The sequence below is a fragment of the Streptomyces sp. NPDC002276 genome (assembly GCF_053891435.1).
The window spans coordinates 104,619-118,871 of record NZ_JBSFCQ010000009.1; the positions used below are offsets into that span (position 1 = coordinate 104,619).

Genomic DNA, 14,253 nt, shown 5'->3' on the forward strand with positions numbered 1-14,253 from the left:
CCCATGGACGCCAAATCACTTGAGAACAAAGGGACTTGAGAGAGGTCAGTCCCCGACGGTGTCGATGATCTGCTGCTGGCCCGCCATGGCACCGGCCCAGAGCCGGATGTCGGTGATCTTCCCTGGCAGGTAGTGGGCCCAGGCCCCGCCGACGTATCCCTTACCAGCCGCGAAGACGTCGGATCCGGCTACGGCGGTGTAGGGATGGGTGGTGTCGGCGTCGTTCTCGTCGGGGCCGAGATAGAAGTGGATCGTGCCGGACGGGGCGTCGTACGTGCCGGTCATCCGTACCGGGCTGCCGAGTTCGGCGTTCTCGTCCGAGACCACGCCGGTGAAACTCTGGTCGGCGTTCTGTCGGCCGAAGTACCACTTGCCGACCGGGACCGCCGCTCCGGTGTCCGGATCGGTGCCGAACCTGGTCAACTGGTACCAGAAGCCCCAGGCGGAGCCGTCCGGACCGCGTTGACCGGCGACCTGGGCCGTGTAGCCGACAGGCTTGGTCAGCAGGGCGGCGCTGTCCACGTCCACCAAGGTGGTGGCGGTGAAGGAGGCGGTGTCGTCCAGCACCGGCCCGGGCGCGGTGGCCGCGCCGTCCGTTCCGTTCAGGACGATGCCCTCGCCGTCGAGGGAGGCCCCGCCGGACAGGGTGAGGGTGCGGCCGTAGCCGGAGGTGGAGTCAGCCAGTGTGGTGCCGGTGGCACCGTCCGGGTCCCACGCACCCATCAACTCGACGTCCGTCGTGCCGTCGGAGTTGAGCAGACCGTCCTCGGTGGCGATCTCGTCGTCCGTCAAGTCCCGCTGCCAGACGGCTACTTCATCGATCCGGCCGTGCCAGTAGTTCACATAGCTGGGCGTGACCGCACTGAAGTTGGCCCGGCCGAACTGCAGGGTGCCGTCGGCGGCGGTGGCGTTCGAGGTGGCGGGCAGTTGTACCGGCAGGCCCTGGGCACGGCCGTTGACGTACAGGGAGATGGTGCGCAGGTCGGAGTCGTAGACGCCGGTCAGGTGCGTCCACGTCCTCAGCGGCACGCCCGACGCGTCGGCGTTGGCGCCCGCGAACTTGCGCACGGTGCCCTCGTACCAGTTCCACAGGAACACCCAGCGCTGGACGCCCGGCGAGTAGTACAGCGCGAACCCGGAGCCGTCGCTGCCGGTTTCCGACAGGACCGTACGGTAGTCGGAGGTGTCCGACAGGTAGGCCCAGGCCGAGACGGTGAACGACGACTGGGTGTTGATCACCGGAGCGGCGGTGGCCGCGTATCCGGACTGGCGGGTGGTGTCGGACGTGTCGTTCAGGAACAGGGAGCGGTCGCCGTCGCCTCTGCGGGCCAGCGAGGACCAGCCGGAGCCGGTGTTGTACAGCGTGGCCGGGTGCCGTGTTCCCGCCGTCGCCGTGTCCGCGGCGGTGGTCGCGCCGGAGCCCGGGGCCGAGTCGTCGAAGCGCCAGCGGCCGACCTCCGGGTTGCCCTCCGCGACGTTGAACTTCAGGAACGCCGACCGGCCCGGCCGTCCGGCGCCGTCGATCCCCTCGACCTCCAGGTACTGGGTGCCCGCCAGCCGGGGTGTGACGGAGACGGTGACGGTGTTGCCGGTGGTGGTCGTCGTCCAGACGTTGCTGCTCGCGAGCTTGTACCGGTAGGCGGTGTCGGTGTCACCGGCGGCCGGCGCGAAGGTGAACTTGGCCGCCGTGCCCGGTCCGCCGACGGGATCGCACACGTCGGTGTCCGTGCAGTCGACGTAGGGGCTCGCGACGGTGACCGTGGGTGGCAGCGGTCCGCTGGTGTCCACCGTGAAGTAGCACCAGTCCTGGGTGGTCACCGTGCTGTGCGAGTCCAGATAGCTGTCGCCGCTGTCGTAGAAGGAACGGGTGGACGCCGCCATCCGGTACAACGGCCCCTGGGACAGCGATATCGGTGACTCGTAGGTGAGCACACTGCCGTTGCCGGCATAGCCGCTGGTGGGCCGGATCGGCTCGGTCACCAGGGTCCAGGTGCCGTCGCTGTTCTGCTGCTGCACGAAGAAGTGCGCCCGCAGGCTCGCGCCGCTGGCACCGCCCGCAGCCGTCCGCACCGTCGCGCTCAGGTAGGGCTTGACCAGGCCGATCACATCCGGGTCTGTACTGCTCCCGCAGGTGACGACGTTCTTCTGCACGATGCCGGTCTTGGTCGGCACGGCGGGCAGCCCCACATAGGTCACCGACAGCACCGCGTCGTCCCGGAACCTCTTCCAGGCGCTGGTGTCCGTCTCGTCCTGGGCCTTCACCAACAGCGTCAGCTTGGAGAACCCGCCCGCCGCGAAGGCCGTGGCAGCCGCCGTCAGCTTCGAACCGGTGAACTCGATCGGAGCCGCCGGCTGCGAGGGGTCGCACAGGGAGCCCCGGCCCGCCGTGATGTTGCGGGTCGCCATCGTCCCCAGGTTGTTGGGGCGGGTGGCCCAGGTGGTGGCCGAGGAGATGTTGGTGGTGCGCTCCAGCTCGACCCAGCGCGCGTCGCAGGTGAACGACCAGCTCTCGGTGGCCCGGAACGTCGCGGACAGCACCCTCTTGCCCGCCAGACCGCTCGGCGAGAACTGGAAGTACAGCCGCTCGGTGTAGCCGGGACCGCAGTAGTAGCCGTCCCAGGAGCCGCAGTGGCCGGTGCCCTTGCCCTCGTTGTCGCTGCCGTTGCTCCAGTTGTAGTCGGAGACACCGTCCGAGCGGAGGTAGGTGTGGCTCGCCTGGTCCAGGCCGACGCTGGGGTCGATGTAGACCGGGAACGCGCCGCTGTCGGTGTTGCCGAGCAGGCTCGCGTCCGGCACCACGGCCAGCGAGTCGGACCCGACCTGCACCGGGAGTACGGCCGAGGCGTCACCGTCGCCGGGTCCTGCCGTGCCGCCGTCGTCCTGCGTGCCGGTGGATGGGTCGGTGGTGTCCGACGGAGACGGGGTCGGGTCGGTGGTGTCCGACGAAGACGAGGTGGCGGCCGACGAAGACGGGCTGGTGCCCGACGAAGCCGAGTCCGAAGTGATGTCCGACGAGGACGAGGTGGCGGCCGTCGTGACCGCGGCCGTCCGCTCCAGCTGGGTGCCCGTGCCCTCGGTGGCGTCCGCACCCCGCGAGTCCCACATCAGCGCGGGCGGAGCCGTGAACACCGGGCGCGCGTCGCCGTCCACGGCGGTCAACCCGCCGCCGCTCGTCGGCGCGACCGTCAGCCCGTCCGACCGCAGGGAGAAGGCGACCTTCTTCAGCGCGGGGTCGGCGGCCGCCGCGGGGGTCTTCACGATCAGCAGTTCGCGGAAGCCCTCGGTCGTCGCCGTCATCCGCAGGTCGACACCCGGGAGTACGTCGGCGTAGACCGCGCTCGCACCGTCCAGCGTGGGCTCGGGCAGCGTGCCCGGCCACCCCAGCCGCAACGACTTGCCGCTCCGGGTGATGTCCACCAGCCCCGAGCCGTCACCGCCACCGGAGAACGCCAGACCGACCACCGCGGCCTTCGGACCGACCGTCCCGTCGGCCCGTACCACGAGCGTCGGGTCGGGAGCCGTCCACGACCCGTCGCTCCGCCGCGCCCGCACGGGCACGGTCGACTGGTCCTTGGTGAACGTCGTGCCGTCCGGATTGGCGTACGTCGTCTCGTACTCGGTGCGGTCGTCGGTGACCTCCACCGGAGCACCGGCCGCCGCGGCCTTCTGCGAGGCAGCCGCCTCGGCGGAGAGAGCCGAAAGCGGCTTCGTGGCGCTGGAACCCGCGGCCCGCGCGTCGGCCATCGCCGGATTCATGGCAGCCGCCACAACCGGTTGAATCAATAGAACAACTGCGGCCAGCCACGCCGTGCGTGCCGTCCGCACACGTCTGTCCCCGGACTCCCTCACAACCCACCCCCGTGGTTTTGACACATCCATCACAAACACTTGGCGATCGAGAAGCCTGGCAGGGCGGTTCCGATCGATGTACAAGGAATCTTCCAAGTTCGGGCAATGTGCCACCCGCACTTGGGCAAAGCATCCGTTCGTTCATCTCAAGGCCAACTCGGGAACCCGGAACCATCACCTCCCTTGCCAGGTCCTACATGAAGTGATTCATTAGCCACGCAAGTGAATGGATGCACATCAAGCGCGGGGAGATGTCCGTGACCGCTGTCACCTTGGGCGAGGAACCGATCACCGTCGAACAGTTCGTCGCGGTCGCCCGCCACGGCGCGCGAGTCGAGTTCGACGCGACCTACGTCGACCGCGTGCGCAAGTCCCGCGCCCTGGTCGAACGCTTCCTCGCCGAGAACCGCCTCGTCTACGGCGTCACCACCGGCTTCGGCGACAACGTCACCGAGGTCATCGACCCGGCCGACGCCGAGCAGTTGCAGCGCAACATAGTCCGCTCGCACGCCGTCTCCGTGGGCGAACCCCTGCCCACCGAGATAGTCCGAGCCATCGCCCTCATGGAACTGATCGGCCTCGGCGAGGGCTACTCCGGCATCCGCTTCGAGACCCTCGAACTGATCCGCCGCATGCTCAACGCCGGCGTCACCCCGCACGTCCCCGGCGAGGGCTCGGTCGGTTACCTCGCCCCCGAGGCCCACATGGCCCTCGTACTCCTGGGCGAGGGCAGGGCGACGTACGACGGCCAACTCCTCCCCGGCGCAGAGGCGTTGGCCCGTATCGGCGCCGAACCCACCCGGCTCGCCTGCAAGGAGGGCCTCTCACTGACGAACGGCACACACTCGGTCACCGCGATAGCCGTGCTGGCCGCCCACGACGCCGCCCTCGCGGCAACCACCGCCGACATCGCCGCGAGCCTGTCGGTACAGGCGCTCAAGGGCACGGTCCGCGCCTACGACGCCCGGTTGCAGCAGCGCAAACGCCACCCCGAGCAGGCCGCGGTCGCGGAGAACCTACGGCGGCTCACCGCATCCAGCGCGATAAGCACCGAGTTCCTCGACCACCGCCTCCAGGACAGCCTCTCCCTACGCGCCGTCCCGCAGATCCACGGCGGCGCGAAGCGGGCACTCGCACAGGCGCGGGAAGTCATCGTCGAGGAACTGCACTCCGTGGGCGACAACCCGGTCATCCACCCCGAGGGCGAGGACGGGGTGGCGTTGAGCGGCGCGAACTGCGACAGCACCTACGTCGGCATCCAGGCCGACACCATGGTCAACGCGATGACAGTCCTCGCCAAGGTCTCCGAACGCCGCACCGACCGCATGGTCAACAGCAACTTCAGCGAACTGCCCGCCTTCCTGGCCCCTCAACCCGGCCTCAACAGCGGCTACATGATCGCCCAGTACACGGCCGCCGCCCTGACCATGGAACTGCGCGGCATGGCGGTCCCGGCATCGGCCGACACCATCACCACCTCCGCCAACCAGGAAGACGCCGTCAGCAACGCCTACTTGGCAACCCTGAAGGCCTACCGCGCGGCCCACAAACTCGCCTACGTCATCGCCATCGAGCTGATGTGCGCGACCCAGGCCCTCGACCTCCTCGCACCACTCACCCCCTCCCCCGCTGCGGAGGCCCTGCGGGCGAAGATCCGGGAGGCCGTACCCACCGTCGACGAGGACCGGGTCTTCCACACCGACATCGAGCACATCGCCGAACTCGTGCGGAACGGGGAGGCGTTGCGGGTGGTCGAGGGTGTGGTGGGGGCGCTGCACCGCTGAGGCCGGATATGGGTCACGGCGCCCGTAAGCAGGTGCCCGGCACCAACTACACCGCGACGAGCCGCACCCGATCCCCGCACAGCTTCGCCATGTCGTCGATGTCCGAGGTGAGTATGACCACCGGGCGGTGCTGTCGAAGCGCCATCTCGGCCACCACGGCGTCGATCGCGTACTTGTGACCGTGCAGACCGGCATCGACCAGCAGGGCTGACGCGGCCTTTGCCCCCTCGTCACCGACCGGCACGATACGCATGCCCGACAACACCCAGGCAAGCCGCGCCCGGTCCGTCCGCCGGTGAACCGACTCGACGATGGTGAGGGCACTGATGGCGACTTCCATGCCCCGCTTGCGCGCCTCGGCGACAAGAGCGACGACGGGTTCGTGATCACCGACGAACTTGGACAGCCCTTCGCAGTCCAGGACCAGGGTTCCCTCGTGGCTCAGCCTGCTGGGGGCCACTGCCCCTCCTCGGCGAACACCTCGTCGAAGACACGGCGTGCCTGCTCCTGCTCCTGCTCTGAGACCGGCCCGTGGCGCTGCTCGTAGTCGGCCAGGTATTCATCCAGGATCCGACCACGCAACTCGCGTTCCACCGCCTCGGTGATGAACGCGGAGAACTCCCGCTTACCGACGCGCTGCCGGATCGCCTCGGCCGTCCCTTCCGGGAGGGACAGGCTGACCCTGGTGGCGGGCCCTTCGCCGACGCCGTACGGAGTCTCACTCATGCGGCTAGATTATCAAAGGAGTAGGAATCACGTCGCCCGCCAACCCACCTCATTCACAGCCACCCCTCAGACCCCCCGCAGCGACCTCTCAGCCCCGAGGCGTCTGATCAGTCCATACGGGGTGATTCGATCCCGGCGCGGACGGGAGGATGTCATGTTTTTCATCGTGTTGGTGCTGCTGGCCCTGATCGTCGGCGGCGCGGTCGCCTACGGCAAACGGCAGGCGGGCGGCGGGAGTTCGGGCTACGGGGCCGGGAGTTCGCAGCAGGTCTACGACGCTGATGCCGGCGCCGAGGCCACCCGCTGGGTGGAGCGGCTGGGCGGGAGTCTGTCCACGCTGGACGCGGGTGGGAACAGCACCGCCCGGCAGGCCCTCGCCGACGCGGCCGAGCGGCACCGTGCCGCCGAGGGGCAACTCGCCGTCGCCTACTCACCGATGCAGTACGGGCTGGTGACCCAGACCGCCATCGAGGGGCTGCACCACATCCGCACCGCCCGTAGCGCGCTGGGACTCGACCCGGGACCCGAGTTGCCCGCGCAGAGTGCCGGCGGTCAGGTCACGGTCGGCGGGCAGACGTACACCGCCTCGCCCCAACCCGGCGCCCATACGCCGTACTACTACCCCGGCGGGGTCGTCAACGGCCGTTCCATGCCCGGGGGTTGGTACACCACCCCATGGTGGAAGACCGCCCTTGTCGCGGGCGCCGCGGGAGTCGGCGGCATGCTGCTCGCGGACGCGCTCTTCGACGGTTTCCACCATCACGGGCCGGGCGGAGGGATGTTCGGCGGCTTTGGCGGGCCCGGGCCCGGGCCCGGGGGATTCTGACCAGTTGTCACTCGTAGCCGAGATTTTCCTCGGCGTGCAGGCGCCACCCGTCGGGCCGCTTGACCAGTGCGAAGGCCGTGCGCTCAAAAGCGTCGTAGTACCCGGAATCCGGGTCGTGGCCGCAGGTGAACCAGAGCGCCTCCACCCGTGCCGTGTCCGGGGTCTCGCTGACGACGGTCACCTCCTCCAGCGTGGACTCCGCGCCGAACGCATCGGTTTTCCCGGCGTTGTTCGCTTTGGCGTACTCGGCGCAAAAGTCGGCAGGGCTCCGGTAGAGCATCTGAACCTCTCACTCGGGTTCCAGGTCGGGCGAGCGACCGTCGATTCTACTCCCGGACCACCACCACGCCACCCGGCGGAACACTCACCGAACCTCCCAACACCCGCTCCCCGGAGAGGAGTTCGACCGCGTCGGTCGCGACCGGGATCTCGGCTCCCTGCCCCGCGTGATCGATGAGGAACAGATAGTCCGCGTCCGGCCCGCGCCGCGACACCGCCTCCACGCCCTCCGGTGTCACCCGTACCGGCTGCACGCCCGCCTCCCTGCGGATGAGGTCCAGGAGTCCCGCGAGGGTCGTCGGGTCGGGGCGGGTGGCCACGTACCAGGCCGTGCCCTCGCCGTAGGCGTTCCGCGTCACCGCCGGGATTCCGGTCAGCGGGCCCTCCGCGTACGACGTGATCGCCTCGGCGCCCGCCAGGGCGACCCGCTCCGACCACAGGGACGCCGTACCGCCGCCGCTGCTCAGCGCGAGCGACTCCCCGGGCAGCAACGGGAACAGTTCGTCCGTGCGGACGCCGAGCACTTCGCGGAACGCTCCGGGGTAACCCCCCAGCCGTACATGGCAGTTCTCGTCCACCGCCCCGCTGTGGAAGCCCACCGCCAGCGTGCCGCCGGACGACGCGAAGTCGGAGAGGTTGGCCGCGCCGGTGTCGTCCACCAGGTACAGGCTGGGGGCCAGGACCAGGCGGTACGGCGACAGGTCCGCGTCGGGGCGGACGAAGTCCACCGCGATGCCCGACCGCCACAACGGCTCGTACCAGGAGCGGACTTGGTCCAGGTAGCGGACCTTCTCGCTGGGCTGGGACGGGAGTTCCAGGGCCCAGCGGGCGTTCCAGTCCCAGACTACCGCGACCGACGCCGTGCTCGTGCTGCCCTGCACCTCCGCCAACGCCCGCAGGTCCGCGCCCAGTTGGACCACGTCCTGCCAGATCTGGCTGTCCGTGCCCGCGTGCGGCAGCATCGCCGAGTGCCACTGTTCGGCGCCCGCCTTCGCCGCCCGCCACTGGAAGTAGGCGATGCCGTCGGCGCCGTGCGCGACGTGGGCGAGCGCGTTGCGCCTCAACTCCCCCGCCGACTTCGCCCTGTTGACCGGCTGCCAGTTCACCGCGCCCGTGGAGTGTTCCATCAGCAGCCACGGGCGGCCGCCCGCGAGCGAGCGGACCAGGTCGCCGCTCATCGCGATGTCGATCTCCGACTCGGGGTCCGTGGAGCGGAGGTAGTGGTCGTTCGAGACGACGTCCAACTCCGGGGCCCAGCGCCAGTAGTCCAGCGCGTCGAAGTTGAACATCACCATGAAGTTGGTGGTGGCGGGCAGCGAAGGGGCCGACTCTCGCAGTACGTCCCGCTCCGCCTTGTACAGGGCCAGCAGCGCGTCGCTGCAGAAGCGGCGCCAGTCCAGCTGGTGGGTGGGGTTGGGGACCGCGCCCGTCGCGCGCGGCGGCAGGATCTCCGCCCAGTCGTAGTACCACTGGCTCCAAAAGGCCGTGCCCCAGGCGTCGTTGAGCGCCGGCAGGCTGTCGCCGTACTTCGCGCGCAGCCACACCCGGAACGCCTCGGCGCTCTCGTCGCAGTAGCAGGCCGGGTTGTGGCAGCCGTACTCGTTGTGGATGTGCCACATCGCGACCGCGGGGTGATCGGCGTAGCGGCGCGCCAGTTCGCCCGCGATGCGCAGGGCCGCCGTGCGGTACGCGGGGCTCGATGGGCAGAACGTCTGGCGGCTGCCGTACGACAGTCTCCGGCCGTCGCGGTCCACCGGCAGTGCCTCCGGGTGGGCGCGGAAGAACCAGGCCGGGGGTGCCGCCGTCGGGGTCGCCAAGTCGGCCTGGATGCCGTGCTGTTGGAGCAGGTCCAGGACCTTGTCCAGGAGGGTGAAGTCGTAGACGCCCTCGGCCGGTTCCAGCAGCGCCCACGAGAAGATGCCGACGCTGACCATGGTCACCCCGGCCTCTTGCATCAGGCGCATGTCCTCGGCCCAGACCTCCTCGGGCCACTGCTCGGGGTTGTAGTCGCCGCCGTAGGCAATGGTCATCGTGCAACTCCTGTCAGCAGGCGGCGAGTTGTCGCCACGCCCCACTGGTCGAGCGACAGCAGGCGGTCGCTCGACGCCATCAGGCCGCCGGTGGCCTCGACATGGGCGGCCCAGCGTTCGCGGGTCTCCACGGCCGGGCGGGCCATGAGGCAGTCGGGGTCGTTGGTCCAGAGGCGGCCGTGCTGCCACTGGCGGGCGAATCCCGTGAACTCGGCGGAGTCCTGGCCGGGTTGGGAGTGGTCGTCGGCCTCGGGGCGGCGGTGCGGTGCCGTGTCGGGGCTGATCCGCATCGCGTCGAACAGGCCGAGGGAGGGGAGGATCGGCGCTCCGCAGCCCAGGAGGTAGGCGTCGGGGCCGATCGCCTCGCGGATCAGGGCGATCCCGGCCCGGTAGGCCTCGATGGCGTCAACTCCCTTGTGGCGTACGCCGTCCAGGGCGCCGGCGTAGAGGAAGTCGGTCTTGAAGTAGTCGTAGCCCTCGGTGCGGAGGGTGGCGTAGACCTCGGTCAGCCAGGCCGCCGCGCCGGGGTGGGTGGGGTCCAGGACGCAGAGGTCGTGGCCCCAGTTGCGGCCGGCGTGGGCGAAGCCGCCGTCCGGGTCGCGGACCAGCCACTCGGGGTGTTCGGCGGCCAGGTCGCTGGCCGGGTCGACCAGGAAGGGGGCCGTCCAGATGCCCGGCCTGCGGCCACGCGCGCGGATGGTGTCGGCGATGGCGGCCCGGGAGCGGAAGCGGCCGGAGAGGGTCAGCCAGTCGCCCAGGGCCTTCTGGTAGCCGTCGTCGATCTGGACGACGTCGATCGGGAGGTCGAGGGTGTCCATCGCGCGCAGGTTCTCGTGGATGTCCTCCTCGGTGACGGCGGTGAAGTACTCGTACCAGGAGCACCAGACCGTGGGCGCGGGGCGGGGGGACGGCAGGGCCAGGCTGTCGGCCCAGTCCCCCAGGACGGACTGGACGGTGGTGCCCGTCCACTCCTTCACCGGACCGTCGGCGGCGAGCTCGGCCACCCCGTCCCGTACCGACAGCCGGATCGACGGGACCGATCCCGTGGGGTCGACCGCCGCCCACAGACGGGCCGGTGAGCCGTCGCCGGGGTCGAGGGCGAGCAGACCCTCACCCTGGAAGACATCGGCCGGGACGGTGGCGCCTGGGCGGTAGCAGACCGTCGCCCAGTTGGCGTTGGCCGGCCGGTGGGGCCGCGCCCCGAGGGGGTAGGCGCCGCTCGGGCTCCAGGACTGCCAGCCCTCCTCGTGGACCCGGGCGGTGCGCGGGTTCACGGGGACGGAGGCCAGCGCGGTGAAGGGGTGGTCGTGCACGGTGGTTCTCTTTCGACGGGAAGGGCCGAACCGGACTGGCGTCAGCCCTTGTTGGCGCCCAGCGTGAGACCGCTGACGAACTGGCGCTGGAGCGCGAAGTACACGATCAGGGTCGGGATCGCGGTGAGCAGGGCGCCGGCCGCGACCAGGTTGGGGTCGGTGAAGTACTGGCCGGAGAGGTTGTTCAGGGCGGAGGTGATCGGCATGTTCTCGCCGGTCGAGATCAGCACGATCGCCCAGAAGAAGTCGTTGTAGATCCAGATGGAGAGCAGGGTGCCCAGGGCCGCCATCGCCGGCTTGCACAGCGGCAGCACGATCTGCCAGTACTGGCGCCACACGGACGCGCCGTCCACGAGGGCCGCCTCGGTCAGCTCGTGCGGCAGCATCCGCATGTAGTTGCTGAGCACGAAGGCGCAGAAGCCGGACTGGAACGCCACATGGATGAGGACCAGGCCCAGCGCGGAGTCGTAGAGCTTGCCGCTCATCGTGATGCCGGGCAGGTCGATCAGCAGGTACAGGCGGTACAGCGGGGTGATGATGACCTGCTGGGGCAGCAGGTTGCCGGCCGTGAACACCAGCAGCAGGGCGATGTTCCACCGGAAGTCGAACCGGCTGACGTAGAACGCGACCATCGACGCCAGCAGCAGCGTGAGCAGCACGGCCGGGACCGCGATGATCACCGTGTTGACGAAGTAGTGCGTCATGTCGGACTGCTGGAACGCGTTCTTGAAGTTGTCGAAGTTCAGCGTGTCCGGCCAGGAGACATAGCCCTTGTTGCTGGTCTCCGAGTACGGGCGCAGGGCCGCGTAGACCGCCCACAGGAGCGGGGCGAGCCAGGCCAGCGAGGTGACGACGAGGAACGTGTGCAGCAGGACCCGGGCGGGGCGGAGCGGGGTGCGCTGCTTCACGCCGAGCGCGGCGGTGGGGGTGGTCATGCGCGCCGCTCCTTCCGGAAGGTCGCGATCAGGTACGGAATGATGACCGCGAGGGAGATGACCAGCAGGACGACGGCGATCGCCGACCCGTAACCGATCCGGCTGGACTCGCCGATGATGTTGTTGGTGATCAGGATCGACAGCAACTCGGTGCCCTGGGCGCCCTTGTTGAAGACGTAGACCAGGTCGAAGGCGCGCAGCGACTCGATGATGGTGACGACCAGGACGACCGTGTTGGTGGGGCGCAGCGTCGGGAAGATGACGTTCTTGAACGTCTGCCACTCGTTCGCGCCGTCCAGTGCGGAGGCCTCCCGCAGGGACGGGTCGACGCCCTTGAGGCCGGCCAGGTACAGGATCATCATGTAGCCGGCGTGCCGCCAGGAGGCGGCGATCAGGACGGCCCACAGGTTGAGCTTGGGGTCGCCGATCCAGTCGATGTAGTGGCCGGGCTTGTTGGCCCCGATGAGGCTGTTGATCAGGCCGGTGTCGGGGTTGTAGATCAGCTGCCAGACGAAGCCGGTGACCGCCAGGGACATGACGACCGGCAGGAAGAACGCGGTCTGGTAGACGCGGCTGAAGCGGATGTTCTTGTCCAGCTGCACGGCCAGGAACAGGCCGAAGGGCGTCGGCAGCAGGATGAGCACGACGAACCAGATGACGTTGTGCTCAAGGGCGGGCCAGAACTGCGGGTTGTCGGTGAACAACTGGCGGAAGTTGTCCAGCCCGACCCACTTGATCGAGTCGAAGCCGATGCCGTCCCAGCTGGTGAAGGCCAGGGCGATCGAGGCGAGGGCGGTGACCCAGACCAGGGCCACGTGCAGGACCGTCGGCACGCCCGCCATGAAGGCGAGCGTGATGCGGTCACGGCGGGTCAGCAGGCGCTTGGCGCCCTGCGGGACCCGCTTCTCGGCAGGCGCGGGGCCCGGAGGCGGAACGGCGTCCGCCTCCGGGCTCGTCGTAGTCGTCTCGGAGATCATGAGGAGGCGAAGATCGTCTTCTTCTGGCGCTCGATCGAGGACAGCAGACTGTCGACGCCCTTGGGGTTCTGGAGGAACTTCTGGAGTCCGGGCTGCATCACCGTCGAGGTGAAGTCCGGGCGGGAGTCACGGTCCATGAACTGGGTGAGGCTCTTGGCGGCGCCGATCATGTCGAACGCCTTCTTCTGAAGCGGCGAGTACGCGGCGGTGGAGGCCTTGCTGGAGGCGGCGACCACGCTCGGGTCGGTCTTGAGGTACAACTCCTCGGCGGCCGGGGTGCCCAGGTACTCCAGGAGCTTCACGACACCGTCGTGGTTCTTCGGGGCCTTGCTGACCATGAAGCCGTCGGTGGGCGCCTCGACGGTGTCCTGGCCGTACGCGGAGTTGATCTCCGGGAAGGCGAAGAAGTCGAGATCGTCGAGGTCGGCCTTGACGGTGAACTGCTGCGCCACGAAGGAACCCAGCAGGTACATGCCGGACTTCTTCGCCACGATGCCCTGGGCCGCGTCCTGCCAGGTGCGGCCCATGAAGCCGTCCTGGTGGTACGGGAGCAGCTCGGCCCAGTGGTCGAAGACCGCCTTGACCTTGGGGTCGGTCCACGCCTCGGTGCCCGCCATCAGGGACTTGTGGAAGTCGTAGCCGTTGAGGCGGAAGTTGATCTGGTCGAAGGTGCCCATCGCCGGCCAGGCGTCCTTGTCGCCGAAGGCGATCGGGACCAGGCCGTCGCTCTTCATCTTCTTGCAGAGGGCGACCAGTTCGTCCCAGGTGGTGGGGACGGTGTAGCCCTTCGCCGCGAAGAGGCTCTTGCGGTAGAAGATCGCCCACGGGTAGGTGGTGATCGGCACGAAGTAGTACTTGCCGTCCTCGCCCTTGCTGAGCTTCTTCATGGCGTCGGGGAAGTTGTCCCCGATCTTCGCCCACACGTCGTCGATGGGGGTGGCGAGCTTCTTGGCCGCGAAGAACTGCATCCGGTACCCGGCGAACCAGTTGAACACGTCGTCCGGGGTGCCCTGGAGGTAGGAGTTGATCTGCTCCTGGAAGGTGTTGTGGTCCTTCGTGTTGACCTTGACGGTAACGCCGGAGGTCTTCTTGAAGTCCGCGTAGACGCTCGCGAACGCCTTCTTCGGCACGGCGTCGGACGCGTTGGACCCGAGCGTCACGGTCTTCGAGTCGGACCCGCTGCCGCTGCTGCCACACGCGCTCAGCAGGGGTATACCGGCTCCGAGGACGGCGGCGCCGCCTATGCCGCGCAGGACGGAACGGCGGCTCGCGGCGGGGAGGGAGAAGTCGGGCATGAACGGCTCCTGACGGACAGGGTTCGGCCGGAATGCGCCACGCCCCAGGTCTTCGTAACCGACCAGAAACCAACGCGACCAAACACGGTGGCGTAATAACAGTCCCATGTCTGGTCATGCGTCAACACCCGCCGCCTTCATTTGTCGAAACGTAATCGACATGCCCCGGCAAGAGAAGCGGACGTACAGCCGAGTGGCCATACGTCCGCTGTGGGGCGACTGGGGCCACGGGAGGCGCG

The 14,253-nt window shown here is 68.9% G+C and carries 11 protein-coding genes; 2 read left to right on the forward strand and 9 right to left on the reverse strand.

All coding sequences use genetic code 11. The features are described from left to right. Positions 1–45: 45 nt before the first annotated feature. Complete coding sequence (locus ACWIHT_RS23490) at positions 46–3,744, reverse strand: LamG domain-containing protein (protein WP_456170155.1); 3,699 nt, start codon at positions 3,742–3,744, stop codon at positions 46–48. Positions 3,745–4,100: 356 nt separating this feature from the next. Here ACWIHT_RS23490 and ACWIHT_RS23495 point away from each other — a divergent pair, with 356 nt between their 5' ends. After that, a complete protein-coding gene (locus ACWIHT_RS23495) occupies positions 4,101–5,633 on the forward strand; it encodes an HAL/PAL/TAL family ammonia-lyase (protein ID WP_456170156.1) in 1,533 nt (510 codons plus the stop codon). 46 nt (positions 5,634–5,679) lie between these two features. Here the strand turns inward: ACWIHT_RS23495 and ACWIHT_RS23500 are convergent, their stop codons facing one another. Continuing rightward, positions 5,680–6,093 carry a DNA-binding protein gene (locus ACWIHT_RS23500; RefSeq protein WP_456170157.1) on the reverse strand — a complete coding sequence of 138 codons (414 nt, stop codon included), beginning with the start codon at positions 6,091–6,093 and terminating at the stop codon, positions 5,680–5,682. After that, the gene (locus ACWIHT_RS23505) at positions 6,075–6,359 is read right to left on the reverse strand and encodes a hypothetical protein (protein WP_456170158.1); all 285 of its coding nucleotides are present in this window, start codon (positions 6,357–6,359) and stop codon (positions 6,075–6,077) included. Before ACWIHT_RS23505 ends, ACWIHT_RS23500 begins: the two co-directional genes overlap by 19 nt. Positions 6,360–6,513: 154 nt before the next feature. Between ACWIHT_RS23505 and ACWIHT_RS23510 the strand changes: the two genes are divergently transcribed. After that, the gene (locus ACWIHT_RS23510) at positions 6,514–7,185 is read left to right on the forward strand and encodes a hypothetical protein (protein ID WP_456170159.1); all 672 of its coding nucleotides are present in this window, start codon (positions 6,514–6,516) and stop codon (positions 7,183–7,185) included. A 7-nt stretch (positions 7,186–7,192) separates the two neighbouring features. On the opposite strand, the gene ACWIHT_RS23515 is transcribed toward ACWIHT_RS23510, so the two are convergent. The 6 genes from ACWIHT_RS23515 to ACWIHT_RS23540 are packed head-to-tail and all read right to left on the reverse strand — an operon-like array spanning position 7,193 to position 14,014. After that, positions 7,193–7,465 (reverse strand): hypothetical protein, encoded by a 273-nt coding sequence (locus ACWIHT_RS23515; RefSeq protein WP_456170160.1) that lies wholly within the window; start codon positions 7,463–7,465, stop codon positions 7,193–7,195. 46 nt (positions 7,466–7,511) lie between these two features. Further along, positions 7,512–9,494 carry a beta-galactosidase gene (locus ACWIHT_RS23520; RefSeq protein ID WP_456170162.1) on the reverse strand — a complete coding sequence of 661 codons (1,983 nt, stop codon included), beginning with the start codon at positions 9,492–9,494 and terminating at the stop codon, positions 7,512–7,514. Beyond that, on the reverse strand, positions 9,491–10,807 hold the full coding sequence (locus ACWIHT_RS23525) for a glycoside hydrolase family 36 protein (RefSeq protein WP_456170163.1): 1,317 nt from the start codon (positions 10,805–10,807) through the stop codon (positions 9,491–9,493). The genes ACWIHT_RS23520 and ACWIHT_RS23525 overlap by 4 nt, the downstream gene beginning before the upstream one ends. A 41-nt stretch (positions 10,808–10,848) precedes the next feature. Then, positions 10,849–11,742, reverse strand: coding sequence for a carbohydrate ABC transporter permease (locus ACWIHT_RS23530; RefSeq protein WP_456170164.1), 894 nt, complete (start codon positions 11,740–11,742; stop codon positions 10,849–10,851). Continuing rightward, on the reverse strand, positions 11,739–12,719 hold the full coding sequence (locus tag ACWIHT_RS23535; protein ID WP_456170165.1) for a carbohydrate ABC transporter permease: 981 nt from the start codon (positions 12,717–12,719) through the stop codon (positions 11,739–11,741). Before ACWIHT_RS23535 ends, ACWIHT_RS23530 begins: the two co-directional genes overlap by 4 nt. Then, positions 12,716–14,014, reverse strand: a complete 1,299-nt coding sequence (locus tag ACWIHT_RS23540) for an ABC transporter substrate-binding protein (protein ID WP_456170166.1) — start codon at positions 14,012–14,014, stop codon at positions 12,716–12,718. Before ACWIHT_RS23540 ends, ACWIHT_RS23535 begins: the two co-directional genes overlap by 4 nt. Positions 14,015–14,253 lie beyond the last annotated feature (239 nt).

Excerpts from the sequence above, each read along its gene's own strand:
- ACWIHT_RS23490 (WP_456170155.1), bottom strand. The coding sequence starts at position 3,744 with ATGGCCGACGCGCGGGCCGCGGGTTCCAGCGCCACGAAGCCGCTTTCG.
- ACWIHT_RS23495 (WP_456170156.1), top strand. The coding sequence starts at position 4,101 with ATGTCCGTGACCGCTGTCACCTTGGGCGAGGAACCGATCACCGTCGAA.
- ACWIHT_RS23505 (WP_456170158.1), bottom strand. The coding sequence starts at position 6,359 with ATGAGTGAGACTCCGTACGGCGTCGGCGAAGGGCCCGCCACCAGGGTC.
- ACWIHT_RS23510 (WP_456170159.1), top strand. The coding sequence starts at position 6,514 with ATGTTTTTCATCGTGTTGGTGCTGCTGGCCCTGATCGTCGGCGGCGCG.
- ACWIHT_RS23515 (WP_456170160.1), bottom strand. The coding sequence starts at position 7,465 with ATGCTCTACCGGAGCCCTGCCGACTTTTGCGCCGAGTACGCCAAAGCG.
- ACWIHT_RS23520 (WP_456170162.1), bottom strand. The coding sequence starts at position 9,494 with ATGACCATTGCCTACGGCGGCGACTACAACCCCGAGCAGTGGCCCGAG.
- ACWIHT_RS23530 (WP_456170164.1), bottom strand. The coding sequence starts at position 11,742 with ATGACCACCCCCACCGCCGCGCTCGGCGTGAAGCAGCGCACCCCGCTC.
- ACWIHT_RS23535 (WP_456170165.1), bottom strand. The coding sequence starts at position 12,719 with ATGATCTCCGAGACGACTACGACGAGCCCGGAGGCGGACGCCGTTCCG.
- ACWIHT_RS23540 (WP_456170166.1), bottom strand. The coding sequence starts at position 14,014 with ATGCCCGACTTCTCCCTCCCCGCCGCGAGCCGCCGTTCCGTCCTGCGC.